General features: G+C 64.9%; 17 protein-coding genes and 1 pseudogene. 16 read left to right on the forward strand and 2 right to left on the reverse strand.

The features are described 5' to 3' along the window. The 6 genes from EN781_RS09600 to EN781_RS09625 all read left to right on the forward strand — a co-directional run. A partial coding sequence (locus EN781_RS09600; RefSeq protein WP_189347432.1) for an enoyl-CoA hydratase/isomerase family protein occupies positions 1-526 on the forward strand: 526 nt, incomplete at its 5' end. Beyond that, positions 523-945: a DUF6163 family protein gene (locus tag EN781_RS09605; protein WP_126054950.1), complete on the forward strand. Its 423-nt coding sequence runs from the start codon at positions 523-525 to the stop codon at positions 943-945. The genes EN781_RS09600 and EN781_RS09605, both read left to right, overlap by 4 nt. A gap of 237 nt (positions 946-1182) precedes the next feature. Continuing rightward, the gene (locus EN781_RS09610) at positions 1183-1698 is read left to right on the forward strand and encodes a winged helix DNA-binding protein (RefSeq protein WP_126054949.1); all 516 of its coding nucleotides are present in this window, start codon (positions 1183-1185) and stop codon (positions 1696-1698) included. 209 nt (positions 1699-1907) lie between these two features. Beyond that, a complete protein-coding gene (locus EN781_RS09615; RefSeq protein WP_245455476.1) occupies positions 1908-2306 on the forward strand; it encodes a hypothetical protein in 399 nt (132 codons plus the stop codon). A 386-nt stretch (positions 2307-2692) separates the two neighbouring features. After that, entirely contained in the window at positions 2693-3946 is a 1254-nt protein-coding gene (locus EN781_RS09620; RefSeq protein ID WP_126054948.1) for a murein L,D-transpeptidase, read from the forward strand. A 135-nt stretch (positions 3947-4081) separates the two neighbouring features. Continuing rightward, on the forward strand, positions 4082-4327 hold the full coding sequence (locus EN781_RS09625) for a cation:proton antiporter (protein WP_245492576.1): 246 nt from the start codon (positions 4082-4084) through the stop codon (positions 4325-4327). Positions 4328-4377: 50 nt separating this feature from the next. Here EN781_RS09625 and EN781_RS35945 read toward each other — a convergent pair. Beyond that, positions 4378-5112 (reverse strand): annotated as a pseudogene (locus EN781_RS35945) (cation:proton antiporter); the annotation flags it as partial. 26 nt (positions 5113-5138) lie between these two features. Further along, complete coding sequence (locus EN781_RS34205; RefSeq protein WP_189347434.1) at positions 5139-5651, reverse strand: hypothetical protein; 513 nt, start codon at positions 5649-5651, stop codon at positions 5139-5141. Between the two features lie 246 nt (positions 5652-5897). On the opposite strand from EN781_RS34205, the gene glyA reads away from it, so the two are divergent. The 10 genes from glyA to EN781_RS35950 all read left to right on the forward strand — a co-directional run. Beyond that, positions 5898-7211 carry a serine hydroxymethyltransferase gene (gene glyA, locus EN781_RS09645; RefSeq protein WP_126054947.1) on the forward strand — a complete coding sequence of 438 codons (1314 nt, stop codon included), beginning with the start codon at positions 5898-5900 and terminating at the stop codon, positions 7209-7211. An 82-nt stretch (positions 7212-7293) separates the two neighbouring features. Beyond that, positions 7294-7920 carry a hypothetical protein gene (locus tag EN781_RS09650; protein ID WP_126054946.1) on the forward strand — a complete coding sequence of 209 codons (627 nt, stop codon included), beginning with the start codon at positions 7294-7296 and terminating at the stop codon, positions 7918-7920. Positions 7921-7941: 21 nt separating this feature from the next. Continuing rightward, entirely contained in the window at positions 7942-8271 is a 330-nt protein-coding gene (locus tag EN781_RS09655) for a GlpM family protein (RefSeq protein ID WP_126054945.1), read from the forward strand. Positions 8272-8356: 85 nt separating this feature from the next. Beyond that, a complete protein-coding gene (gene nrdR, locus EN781_RS09660; protein WP_126054944.1) occupies positions 8357-8836 on the forward strand; it encodes a transcriptional regulator NrdR in 480 nt (159 codons plus the stop codon). A 2-nt stretch (positions 8837-8838) separates the two neighbouring features. Further along, on the forward strand, positions 8839-9966 hold the full coding sequence (ribD, locus tag EN781_RS09665) for a bifunctional diaminohydroxyphosphoribosylaminopyrimidine deaminase/5-amino-6-(5-phosphoribosylamino)uracil reductase RibD (RefSeq protein WP_189347436.1): 1128 nt from the start codon (positions 8839-8841) through the stop codon (positions 9964-9966). 64 nt (positions 9967-10030) lie between these two features. Next, complete coding sequence (locus EN781_RS09670) at positions 10031-10648, forward strand: riboflavin synthase (protein ID WP_126054943.1); 618 nt, start codon at positions 10031-10033, stop codon at positions 10646-10648. A 95-nt stretch (positions 10649-10743) separates the two neighbouring features. After that, positions 10744-11238, forward strand: a complete 495-nt coding sequence (gene ribH, locus EN781_RS09675) for a 6,7-dimethyl-8-ribityllumazine synthase (RefSeq protein ID WP_126054942.1) — start codon at positions 10744-10746, stop codon at positions 11236-11238. Continuing rightward, positions 11235-11735 carry a transcription antitermination factor NusB gene (nusB, locus tag EN781_RS09680; RefSeq protein WP_126054941.1) on the forward strand — a complete coding sequence of 167 codons (501 nt, stop codon included), beginning with the start codon at positions 11235-11237 and terminating at the stop codon, positions 11733-11735. Before ribH ends, nusB begins: the two co-directional genes overlap by 4 nt. Then, positions 11732-12958: an MFS transporter gene (locus EN781_RS09685; RefSeq protein WP_126054940.1), complete on the forward strand. Its 1227-nt coding sequence runs from the start codon at positions 11732-11734 to the stop codon at positions 12956-12958. Before nusB ends, EN781_RS09685 begins: the two co-directional genes overlap by 4 nt. Before the next feature lie 297 nt (positions 12959-13255). Then, positions 13256-13404 (forward strand): sodium/proton-translocating pyrophosphatase (locus tag EN781_RS35950; RefSeq protein WP_189347438.1); only part of this gene is annotated, 149 nt, incomplete at its 3' end.

Below are 13404 nucleotides of genomic sequence, written 5' to 3' on the forward strand. Positions count from 1 at the left end.
CGGCGACGCGCTGTGGTCGGGGCTTGCCACCCACACCATCAAGGCCGAGGACCAGGCCGGCTTCCTCGACCGGCTCTGCGCCACCGGCGACCCGGAATCGGTGCTGCGCAGCTTTTTCGTCCCGGCAAGGCGTGAGACGGACCGGTTGGTGCTGGAAGCGATCGCCCGCCATTTCGCGCAACCGTCTTTGTCCGATATCATCGCCAGCCTCGATCGGGCCGCAACCTCCGACGAGTTTGCCGCAACGACGCTCGCGACGATCAGGACGCGCTCGCCGACCAGCCTGCACGTGGCCTGGCGCCAGATCAGCGCCGGGCTGACCATGTCGATGGACGCGTGCATGAAGATGGAGTTCCGCATCCTCAACCGCATGCTGGCCGGTCACGACTTCTACGAAGGCATCCGCGCCGCCATCATCGACAAGGGCTCGACTCCGCGCTGGCGCCCGGCCAGTCTCGACGCGGTGAGCTTCGCCGATGTCGATGCCTATTTCGCGCCCCTCGGCGAGCGGGAGCTCGACCTGTGAGCGAAGTCACCTCCAGGCGCGTCGTGCTGCAGCCCTCGACAACCGAGATCATTTTCGCCTGGTTCCAGCGCGTCATCGCCGGCTACTGCCTGCTGTTTGGCATCCTCTACTGGATCCGGCTGATCGGCTTCTACCCGGGCGCGCTCTGGCGCTTCGACCTGATGCCGGTGCATTGGCAGGTGGCGGCGGTGATGCTCGCCGTGTTCTTTCCCTTCGCCGCCGCGGGCCTGTGGATGCTGGCCTCCTGGGGGCCGGTGATCTGGTTCATCTGCGCGGCGACCGAGATCGTCATGTATGCCGGCTTTCCCGATCTGTTCGGCCATCGGCCGCTGATCATCGCCTCGCACGCCACGGTGGCGGTGCTCTACATTATCTTCCGGGTTGCGATCTGGCTGCAGAAGCTGCGGGCCCGGCGGTAGATCGCCCGTCGCCGCGGCCCGATCCCGGCATGCCGATTCCCGTCCGAAACCGGTGGCTAAATCTTTAGGTTAATTGTCCTTGCTGGGGTGACCGTTCGTTAAGCCTCTTTCGAAACCTCTTACCGGTAAGCTCTTGTTAGCCTTGGCGTTTAAGTCGAATTTTATGAGTATTCGATAGTGTCGCGATCAAGGTGAAAAACAAAAAAATCACCGGGCGACAAACGAGAGGCAAAGACAATGATCAATTCGCGTCCGGCGGCGAAGACCGCCACCGTATCCGACGACCGCCGCGAGGCGATCCGTTCGCTTTACATGGAATCGCTGCAGCTGGTGGAGCGCCTGCACCGCCGCCTGCTTGACGTAATCAAGGATGAGTTCGACCGCAACGGCCGTTCCGACATCAACGCCATCCAGGCGCTGCTGCTCTTCAACATCGGCAATTCGGAGCTGACCGCCGGCGAACTGCGCTCGCGTGGCTACTATCTCGGCTCGAATGTCTCCTACAACCTGAAGAAGCTGGTCGACCTCGGCTTCATCAACCACCAGCGCTCGCGCATCGACCGTCGTTCGGTCCGCGTCTCGTTGACTCCGAAGGGCAACGAGGTGGCTGAGGTGGTCGCCGGCCTCTACGAGCGCCATGTCGGCTCGATCGAGCAGGTCGGCGGCATCAACACCGACGAGTTCAAGCAGATGAACCGCGCGCTGCAGCGGCTGGACCGCTTCTGGAACGACACGATCGCCTACCGGATGTAAGTGCGCATCCACGCCGAGGGATAGAAGCCTTGCCGCAGAAGCGCGGGCAGGGGATACAGTCGGGGACCGGTGTCGAAAGGCGCCGGTTCCTTTTCCCTTTCGCGATGCAAAGGGACCTTCCGGATGCGCCGCGCCCATCGGCAGGGCGTCTGCCCTGTTTGCTTTCGCTGCAGCACTGCCTAATGTCGCTTCCTGGCGAGGGAGCGAACATGGACCTGAAAAACCGTTCAAAGATCTGCTGGGTTGCCGCGGTGCTTCTGTTGATTTCGACCGCGGCTTCCGCCGAGGAGTGGTGGAAGGATTCTTTCGCCGCCGAAGGCAGCGCCCCATGCGACAACAACGATACGATCGTGACATTCACCGACAAGGCGGTGGAGATGTGGGAAGTCGGCTGCTCGCTGGAGAGGGTTCAGAAGATCAAGGGCCTCGATGCGATCGTTCTGGACATGACCTGTTCGGACGGTGAAACCACGGAAACGAGACGCGAGCTGCTGCTCAAGCTGCACGACAACAAGGTCATGCGTTATCCTCGACAAGAGGTGTTGCAGCGATGTTCGGAATTGAAGGCGCGGCCAGCTCAGGCTCCGAAGGTCGATACTTCGCCCTGAAGGGCAACGCTCCCTGCAACGCCCATCGCTACGCAGGGCGTAGTCGGGCGCGCTGCTGTTGAGATTGGGACGAGGGCCGCTTCAGGTCAGATGCTTGGATTGTCCCATGGGTGCCAAAAAAGCACCGGTCCCTTCCTTTCATCGCCTCGCCGGAAGCAAATCGCGGGCCAAGGCCACGTTGCCGCCATAATCGCAGTGAAAGCGAGAATGCGGATGATGCTGCGGCCGCAGGCTTGCCTTCATCCGGAAGTTGCGTCACGCCGCGTGTTTCACGCTGAAGTGACACCGGCTATGGTTGGCTAATTGTTAAGATTGCCAACCATAAAGTGCGGGCGGGATCGCCCGACGATCAACGCAGCAGTGACCAGATTACTTAGAGAACGTCCATGAGAACCAGCCGCCGTTTCTTCCTTTCCGGAGCCTCCGCGCTTGCCGCGGCCATGGTTGCCAACAGCGCCAGCGCGCAGGACGTGATCGGGGACATCCTGAAATCTTCGGCCCGCGGCAATTGGGACGACCAGTTCGACGCCCGCGCCAGCGAGGGCGGCAAGGTGGCCTCGACGCTGCCGATCTTCAGCCTGCAGACCGTCGCCTTCACCGAGCAGGCCGTGGCGCAGTACCAGACCATCGCCGGCCAGGGTGGCTGGGAGCAGGTGCCCGCGACCAAGAAGCTGCAGCTCGGCGTCGAGGATCCGGATGTGGTGCCGCTGCGCAAGCGGCTGATGATCTCGGGCGATCTGTCGCAGAGCGCCGGCATCTCGACCTCGTTCGATTCCTACGTCGACGCCGCCGTCAAGCGCTTCCAGCTTCGCCACGGCCTGCCGGCCGACGGCGCCATGGGCAAATACACCTACACCGCGATGAATGTTTCGGCGCAGATCCGGCTTGGCCAGCTGCAGACCAACCTGCAGCGTCTGCGCGAAAAGGCAGGCACGCTGGGCAACCGTTACGTGCTGGTCGACATTCCGGCGGCCCAGATCGAGGCAGTCGAGAACGACCGCGTCGTGCTGCGCCACACCGCGATCGTCGGCAAGATCGACCGCCAGACGCCGATCGTGAATTCCAAGATCAACGAGATCATCGTCAATCCCTACTGGAATGCCCCGGTTTCGATCGTGCGCAAGGATATCATTCCGCTGATGCGCAAGGATCCCAACTACCTCAAGGACAGCCACATCCGCCTGTTCGCGCCGGATGGCAGCGAGGTCGATCCAATGACGGTCGACTGGTCGACGGACGACGCCGAGAAGTACCGCTTCCGCCAGGATCCGGGCGCCGGCAACGCCATGGCCTCGGTCAAGATCAATTTCCCCAGCCCGGATGGCGTCTATATGCACGACACGCCGCAGCAGAGCCTGTTCGGCAAGCTGATGCGCTTCGATTCCTCGGGCTGCGTGCGCGTCCAGAACGTGCGCGACCTCGTCACCTGGATTCTGCGCGACACGCCCGGCTGGGACCGCCAGCATTTCGAGGCGACGATCAAGACCGGCGAGAACACCCCGGTTCAAGTGACCAATCCGGTGCCGGTACACTTCCTCTACCTGTCGGCCTGGTCGACGGGACCAGGCGTCGTGCAGTTCCGCGACGACATTTACGGTCTCGACGGCAACGACGCGCTGCAGATCACGTCTTCGCTATAAGCAATTGATATATTTCCAGAAAAGGCCGCCTGTAGGGCGGCCTTTTTGCTTTCCACCTTCCGTCAGCTAGTCTTCGTCGCGACTGGACGGCAGGGCCTGCTTTGCGCATGGTCGGGCATATTCGGAATCGCCGCCATGCATGTCGCCGTCTTCATCCTGGTCGTGCTCGTGTTCGTCGCGCTTTCCGGCGCGTTGGTTCGGCTGGTGCGCCTGCCGCTGCCGGTGCTGCAGATCGCCATCGGTGCGGCCCTTGCCTGGCCGGCGCGCGGCCTGCATGTCGAGATCGACCCGGAGCTGTTCCTCCTGGTGTTCATCCCGCCGCTCCTGTTCGGCGATGCCGTGGCCGCGCCCAAGCGCGAGCTTCTGGCGCCGCATCCCTGACTTTCCTCTATGCGGTCGACGATCAGCGCCGCCACGCCGGCCAGGATGCCGGCGGCGCCGACGCGCGCCCGGCGTTCCTCGGCGGCGCCCGGATCCTCGCCCGGCTCGACCAGCCCACGCGCGATCTTCGGCAAGGCGAGGCTGGCGATCGTGAGCGAACAAATGATGACGCCGGCGGCGAGGAAGATGACGACGTCGCGCGCGGGAAAGGGCGAACCGTCGGCCATGGCGAGCGGCAGCGACAGGATGCCGGCCAGCGTGATGGCGCGTCGCGGCGCGCTTCGGCAAGCATAGGGCCGAGCCGTTCGGGCTGCGCGTGCGGCTCGCCGGTTCCGTCGCCGGCGTGCGCGGCGCTGCGCGATGTCGCCGACCCAGATCCACAGGAACCGCAGGCCGATCAGGCAAAGCGTCAGGATCAGCACCGTGGCCACGGGCTCGATCAGCCAATGCCTGCTGGAAAGCTCCGGCGGCACGGCCAGCGAGAAGCTGCCGGTCAGCGCCGCTGCCACGGCGAAGCGGAACATGACGAGGCCGGACGCGTCGTTGAGCAGCGACTCGCCCTCCAGAATGTGCATCAGCCGCGCCGGAACCACGTTCCTGTCGACGATGGAGGACACGGCGACCGCATCGGTCGGCGACAGAACGGCGGCGAGCGCGAAGGCAACAACCAGCGGGATGCTCGGCACCAGCCAGTGCAAGGCATAGCCGAAGCCGACGATGGTGAAGAAGACCAGCCCGACGGCAAGGTCGAGGATCGGCCCGCGCAGCGCCGAGGCCTCCGGCATCCTGGCGGCGGTCACCGCCGGCCTGCTCACCGGCGGCTCCGGGCTTTTCCGCTATCTCGGCGTTTGCGGACGATGTCCGGAAGCTGCAGGCCAAGCAGGATGAAGAGCGCGCCGTTGAAGATGAAGGACAGCGTCGTCCACAGCGACATGGCCTGCATGCGCGCCGAGACGTGCTCAGCGATGAGATAGGCGATGAAGGGCATCAGGATCATCACCAGCACCTGCGCCTCGGAGGGCACGCCGCCGATGCGGTTGAGCAACTGCAGCGTCTTGGCGGCGCCGCCAACGCGGCAATCGCCAGAATCGAGAGCATCGCCAACGAGGGAGGCGAGGGCGAGGCCGCCGAGGCCAGGCTCGCGGTCGCCGACAGCATCGTCGCCGGCTACCGCCGCCGCATCGCCGCCTCCGATGAGGCCGAAGAGGCGCGCGCCGAAGCCCGCGAGGCCGGGCGTCTGGAACTGGAATTCAGGCACGCCGGCATCGAGGCCGAGCGAGGCGCCGTGCGCGCCATGTTCCGCAGCCGGGAGATCAACGACCATACGATGCGGGCGCTGCTTGCCGAGATCACGCTCACCGAAGCCTTGCTGAAAAGCCGGCGGGAGCGGAAATAGCGCTCACGCCGTCCTCCTTGGCGCAATCCGGCCAGCAAATTTCGCGGCGCAAACGTGGCGAGGCGAAAACAACTGTGTTAATGGCGCGGCAATGCATGTCGCCCAGAAGTGCGCAGCGGTTTTGGGGCAACGATATGCATGAACAAATTGCCCCGAACCGGAGGATTTCAGGCCATGGCAACAGCAGCGGCAGCGTCGAACAAGTTCGAATCCTTCTTCGAGACCACGCTGGCCGACGCCGATCCGGAGATTTTCGGCGCCATCCGCAACGAGCTCGGCCGCCAGCGCCATGAGATCGAGCTGATCGCTTCCGAAAACATCGTCTCGCGCGCCGTCCTCGAGGCGCAGGGCTCGATCATGACCAACAAATATGCCGAGGGCTATCCGGGCAAGCGCTATTATGGCGGCTGCCAGTTCGTCGACGTCGCCGAGGAGCTGGCGATCGAGCGCGCGAAAAAGCTGTTCGGCTGCAACTTCGCCAACGTTCAGCCGAATTCCGGCAGCCAGATGAACCAGGCGGTGTTCCTGGCGCTGCTGCAGCCTGGCGACACCTTCATGGGCCTCGACCTCAATTCCGGCGGCCACCTGACCCATGGTTCTCCGGTCAACATGAGCGGCAAGTGGTTCAAGGTCGTATCCTACGGCGTGCGCAAGGACGACCACCTGCTCGATATGGATCAGATCGAGAAGACAGCGCATGAGACCAAGCCCAAGCTGATCCTGGCCGGCGGCACCGCCTATTCGCGTATCTGGGACTGGAAGCGCTTCCGCGAGATCGCCGATTCGATCGGCGCCTATCTGATGGTCGACATGGCCCATATCGCCGGCCTGGTCGCCGGCGGCGTGCACCCGTCGCCGCTGCCCTACGCCCATGTCGTGACGACGACCACCCACAAGTCGCTGCGCGGCCCGCGTGGCGGCATGATCCTGTGCAACGACGAGGAGATCGCCAAGAAGATGAATTCGGCGGTCTTTCCAGGCCTGCAGGGCGGCCCGCTGATGCATGTCATCGCCGCCAAGGCAGTCGCGCTGGGCGAGGCGCTGAAGCCGAGCTTCAAGCACTACGCCGAAAGCGTCGCCGCCAACGCCAAGGCGCTGGCCTCGAGCCTCAAGGAAACCGGTCTCGACATCGTCTCCGGCGGCACCGACAACCATTTGATGCTCGTCGATCTGCGCCCCAAGAATGCCACCGGCAAGCGCGCCGAGGCGGCACTCGGCCGCGCCAACATCACCTGCAACAAGAACGGCATCCCGTTCGATCCGGAGAAGCCCTTCGTCACCTCCGGCGTACGTCTGGGCACGCCTGCCGGCACGACGCGCGGCTTCGGCCAAGCCGAGTTCCGCGAGATCGGCAAGCTGATCGCCGAGGTGCTGGACGGGCTGAAGGTGGCGAATTCCGACGAGGGCAACGCGGCCGTCGAGGCGGCGGTGAAGGCCAAGGTCGTGGCGCTCACCGATCGCTTCCCTCTCTATCCCGATCTCGGTTGACCTGAAGCCTCGCGTCATTCTTATTGGCCACGACGAGAAGCGCCGCTCCGGCTGGGGCGGCGTCCGGACAGGAGCCTTATTGATGACGCGAATTCTTTGTCTCGGCGCTCTTGCGGCGCTTCTGGCGGCCTCGCCGTTGACCGGCGCCGCCCAGGCGCAGACCACGACGACGGCGCCGAAGGCCGAGACGGCTCCGGCCGCATCGCCTGCGCCTACATCTCCCCCGCCTGCATCTCCCAAGACCGAAACCTTCGGCAGGTGGTCCACCATCATCGATGAAGTCAACACCGGTGAGGACGTGCGCAGGACCTGCGCCGCCTCGACGGCGTTCCTCGACCAGAACGGCACCGGCGGCACGCTGACGCTCGCCATCTCGAACGGCGACGCCCTGCCGCCCGACGGCTATCCGAGCCTGGTCATCGCGCTGCGGAACAAGGACCTGCCGGCCGGCGAGAACATTCCCGCCGTGTTCGGTGACGACAAGGGCAAGGTCAAGGCGACTGTCAGTGCCGATATCGGCGACCAGTGGATGCTGGACAACAAGAAGGAGGTCGCGCTTGCCCTGTTGCGCGCCATGCGGCGCGCGGCCGCGATCGATGTCGTCTTCGCCAACAAGCCGGTTGCCAGCATATCGATGGACGGTTTCACCAAGGCCTACCGCAGCCTTGGCGCATCCTGCGGCTTCGCGACCAACGACGTCGCGCCCTGACAGGCAGCAAGGAGCCGCGCCATGGACATTCTCTGGAAAGGCGTCGTCGGCGGCCTCGTCACGGCGCTGATCGTCTGGGCCTCGAAGCGCGGCAACGTCCTGCCCGGCATCCTGCCGCTGGCGCCGACCTTCGCCGTCATCGCGCTGCTCGCCGTCGGCGCCAAGGGCAACTCGACAGGCTTTCGCGAGGCCTGCCTTGCCGGTTTCAGGACGATCCCGGCCTATCTCGCCTTCCTTGGCGCCTGCTGGCTGTTCATCGAACGGGTCGACTATCGGCTGGCCGTTCTCGGCGGCATCGCGGTCTGGCTGGCGGCGGCGCTGGCAATCTTCCTCGCGCCTCGCTATCTCTGAGGCACGAAGGCCGGCCGTCATTTGCCATTCCGGCAAAAAGCTCTAAGCCTTCCGCTCACCAAGAATCGCCAACCGAAGGCTCTCCATGCGCTGTCCCTACTGCCAGTCCGAAGATACGCAGGTGAAGGATTCGCGTCCCGCCGAGGATGGCGCGGCGATCCGCCGGCGGCGCGTCTGCCCCGATTGCGGCGGCCGTTTCACCACCTTCGAGCGCGTTCAGCTCCGCGACCTCGTCGTGGTCAAGAAATCCGGCCGCAAGGTACCGTTCGACCGCGACAAGCTCCTGCGTTCGGTCGAGATCGCGGTGCGCAAGCGCAATGTCGATCCCGAGCGCATCGACCGCGCGGTGACCGGCATCGTGCGCCAGCTTGAGAGCTCCGGCGAGACGGAAGTGGCGTCGGGCGAGGTCGGCCGGCTGGTCATGGAGGCGCTGAAGTCGCTCGACGACGTCGCCTATGTCCGCTTCGCCTCCGTCTATCGCAATTTCCGCGAGGCCAAGGATTTCCACGAACTGCTCGGCGAGCTCAAGGGCGACGAGGACAAGGGCGAAGAGGACGCCGGCTGAGCATGGCAGGGCCACAGGTGAGTCGAGCCGAGCAGGAGGCTCTCGATAGGCGCTTCATGGCGGCGGCGCTGAGATTGTCGCGGAAGAACGCCGGCCGCACCTCGACCAACCCATCCGTCGGCACGATCATCGTGCGCGACGATGGCGACGGGCCGATGATCCTCGGCACCGGCGTCACCGCGGTTGGCGGCAGGCCGCATGCCGAGACCGAGGCGCTGGCCGAGGCCGGCGAGCTCGCGCGTGGTGCTACGGCCTACGTTACATTGGAGCCCTGCGCCCATCACGGCCGCACGCCGCCTTGCGCCAACGCGCTGGTCAATGCCGGCATAGCCCGCGTCGTCGGTGCGGCGAGCGATCCCGATCCGCGTGTTTCCGGCCAGGGTTATGCCATCCTGCGCGCCGCCGGCATCGAGGCGGTGGAGAAGGTGCTGGCAGCCGAGGCCTCGGAGCAGATGGCCGGTTACCTGATTCGATCTCTCAAGAAACGCCCGGAAGTGATCCTGAAGCTTGCGCTTTCCAGCGACGGCAAGATCGGCATCGAAGGCGAGGGACAGGTCGCGATCACCGGCGATATCGCGCGTCGCGAAGTCTATCTGATGCGCGCCGAAGCCGACGCCATCCTGATCGGCATCGGCACCGCGCTGGAGGACGACCCGGCGCTGACCGTGCGGCTGCCTGGGCTGGAGAACCGCTCGCCGGCGCGCATCATCCTCGATCGCCAGATCAGGCTGCCTGAGGCGTCGAAGCTGGTCTCAGGCGTCGACCGCGTGCCGCTTTACATCGCCGCTTGCCTCGAGGCCGATCCGCAGCGGCGCGCCACGCTCGAACGCGCAGGCGTGCACTTCATCGGCACGGAAACCTATGGCGGTGAGGTGGCCTTGCCCGAATTGTTAGAGGATCTGGCCGCGCTCGGCATGGCGAGCGTGCTGGTCGAAGGCGGCGCGAAGGTGGCCAAGGCTTTCCTCGACGAAGGGCTGGTCGACCGCATCGTGCTGTTCGGCGGGCCGGACGCGATCGGCGAAGAGGGCATTGCATCGCCCATCGACGCCGACCATATCCCGGCAGGGTTTCGCAAGTTGCGCGAGATGCGCTTCGGCGAGGACAGCTACGCCGAGTGGGTAAGACCATGATCCCAAAAAGTGGGAACCGGTTTTTGGACCAGATCATGGTCAACCTGAAAGACAGAGATATTTGATGTTTACCGGAATTGTTACCGATGTCGGCACCGTCGCTGCCGTGAAGCCGCTCAGGGAAGGGGTCGGACTGCGCATCGACACCGCCTATGACCCGGAAGGCATCGCCATCGGCGCCTCGATCTCTTGCGCCGGCGTCTGCCTGACGGTGACGGCGCTGCCGGAAGGCGGCTCCAACGCGTGCTGGTTCGAGGTCGAGGCCTGGGAAGAAGCGCTCAGGTTGACGACCGCGATGGGCTGGAAATCCGGCACCAGGATCAATCTGGAACGGGCGCTGAGGATCGGCGACGAGCTCGGCGGCCACATCGTCTCCGGCCATGTCGACGGCACGGCCGAGATTATCGAGCGCAAGGACGAGGGCGACGCCGTGCGCTTCACGCTCGAAGCGCCGCGCGAGCTCGCGAAATTCATCGCGCCGAAGGGTTCGGTCGCGCTCGACGGCACCTCGCTCACCGTCAACAAGGTCGAGGGCACGCGCTTCGACGTGCTGCTCATCCACCATTCGCTGACCGTCACCACCTGGGGCGAACGCCAGGTCGGCGACCGCGTGAACCTCGAGATCGACACCATGGCCCGCTACGCGGCGCGCCTGGCGGAGGCCGCGAAAGAGGGGCTTTGAGCCACCCCCGCAAATTAGACCGGGCCTGAGCATCGGACAAAGCTTGCGAATGCTGCCGCTTCGGCCTAAGTCACCGGCGATCCCCGGAGACATCTATGGCTGGCATATCCCAACACGGCAAAGCGTTCATCCGTCCGAAGGACAAGGCGCACCTTCTCATCATCGAGGCGCGCTTCCATGACGACCTTGCCGACGCGCTGCTCGAAGGCGCAACGAGTGCACTGGACGAGGCAGGCGCGACCTATGACGTGGTCACAGTTCCGGGCTCGCTGGAAATCCCGGCAGTGATCACCTTCGCGCTCGACGGCGCCGCCGAAGGCGGCACCACCTATGACGGTTTCGTCGCGCTTGGCACCATCGTCCGCGGCGACACCTACCATTTCGATATTGTCGCCAATGAATCGAGCCGCGCGCTGATGGACCTCTCCGTGCAGGAAGCGATCTGTATCGGCAACGGCATCCTGACGACCGAGAATGACGCCCAGGCCTGGACGCGCGCCAGACGCTCGGAAGGCGACAAGGGCGGCTTTGCCGCGCGCGCGGCGCTGACCATGATCGCCCTCAAACAGCAGCTGGGAGCCCGATCGTGAGCGAGCCCGCGTCGCCCGGCCAGCCCACGGTCCGCCACGCCAACAAGCGCGGCGCCGCCCGGCTCGCCGCCGTGCAGGCGCTCTACCAGATGGACGTTGCCGGCAGTGGCGTTATCGAGATCACGGCCGAGTACGAAGCGTTCCGGCTCGGCAAGGAAGTCGACGGCGCGCTCTATCGCGAGGCCGATGCGCAATGGTTCCGCGCCATCCTCACCGGTGTTGTCGAGAACCAGAAGACCATCGATCCGGTCATCCGCCAGGCGCTAACCGACGACTGGCCGTTGTCACGGCTGGATTCGACACTGCGCGCCATCCTGCGCGCCGGCGTCTATGAATTGATGAAGCGCGACGACGTGCCGGTGGCGGTGATCGTCTCGGAATATGTCGACATCGCCAAGGCCTTCTACGAGGAAGACGAACCCAAGCTCACCAATGCCGTGCTTGATCGCGTGTCGCGCCGGGTGCGCGGCGAGGGGCGCGGCAAGGATGCTTCATGACCGCCGCCGCTGCGGCCTTGGCCGCCGGAGCCGGAAGGGAGGCGCGCCGCACGGCGCTGCTGCTGGCATCTGCCCAGGCGATCATCGGTTCGGCCGCCCCCATAGCCATTTCGCTTGGCGCGCTTGCCGGGCAGTACCTGCTTGGCCCCGACAAGTCGCTGGCGACGGCGCCAGTCACCGGTTTCAACATCGGTGTGGCTCTGGGCGCACTGCCGGCGGCGGCCATTATCCGCCAGCTCGGCCAGCGCGGCGGGTTCATGACCGGCACCGTCATCACCGCGCTCGGTGGGGTCGTCGCGACGCTGGCGCTGTTCCACCCGAATTTCTGGCTGTTCGCCTTCGGCCTGTTGGTGATCGGTGTCGGTGGCGCTTTCGTACAACAGTTCCGTTTTGCCGCAGCAGACAACGCGCCGCCGGAGTTCAAGGCGCGCGCCATTTCCTTCGTGCTGGCCGGCGGCATCGTCACGGCCGTTCTCGGGCCGCAGATCGTGATCTTCACCCGCGAATCCTTCGCGCCCGTGATGTTCGCCGGCTCGTTCGCCTCTATCCTGGTGCTGTCGGCCGTCGGCGCCGTCATCCTATCGTTTCTGCGCATCGCGCCTAAGGTGGTCGGCGGCGCGGCGATCGATGACGGCGACGCCAGGCCGCTGTCGGAGATCGTCACCCAGCCGCGTTTCGTCGCGGCGCTGTTCTGCGCCGTCGGAAGCTATGCGCTGATGAGCTTCGTCATGACCGGCGCGCCGCTCGCCATGGTTGGTTGCGGTCTCTCCGCCGACGACGCCACGCTGGGCATTTCATGGCATGTGATGGCGATGTTCGGGCCGAGCTTCTTCACCGGCTCGCTGATCCATCGCTTCGGCGCCGAGCGCATTGTCGCCGCCGGCCTCGTGCTCTTGATCGGCTGCGCCGTGGTCGCCCTGTCGGGGCTGGCACTCTGGCAGTTCTGGACGGCGCTGATCCTGCTCGGCCTGGGCTGGAACTTCGGCTTCATCGGCGCCACCTCCATGGTCGCCGCCAGTTACCGGCCGTCGGAAAAGAGCAAGCTGCAGGGCTTCCACGATTTCGTCCTGTTCGGCTCGGTCGCCTTCGCGTCGCTGATGTCCGGCGCGGTCTACAACGCCTGGGGTTGGGCGATGCTGAACTGGCTGGTGTTCCCGGTCTGCGCGCTCTGCTTCGTCGCGCTCGGTGCGTTGAAGGTGACGAGCTTGCGTGCAGCCAACTGACTCGACAGCCATTCCGACAGTGTGGTCGCGCGTCAGTTCGAGCCTGACCTGATCTGCTCCGGTCTATTACCCAGCGTCATTTCAATCGATCTAAAAGGAGTATGGCGCTGGGCAGGTTTGCCATCGCCTTCGCCTTTTGGGCGAAAGCCGGGCAAAAACCGAACAATATCTTGACGTTCCCAGCCCTGTTTCGCATACAGCCCAGCCAAGGGGTGGATTCCGCCTGGCGGCGTGCATCCCCGTTCCAACGGCCCAGGGAGGGGTTCTTTTGGGCCATCAATCGAGGAAAATTCGGCAATGACCACCATTTACGCCGTCATCGCCTGCGGCCTGCTTTCAGTCCTTTACGCTATCTGGGCGACACGTTCGGTCCTGGCGTCCGATCAGGGCAATCAGCGCATGCAGGAAATCTCCGCGGCCATCCGCGAAGGCGCCCAGGCCTACCT

This window comes from Mesorhizobium sp. M4A.F.Ca.ET.090.04.2.1 (genome assembly GCF_003999085.1).
Classification (GTDB): Bacteria; Pseudomonadota; Alphaproteobacteria; order Rhizobiales; family Rhizobiaceae; genus Mesorhizobium.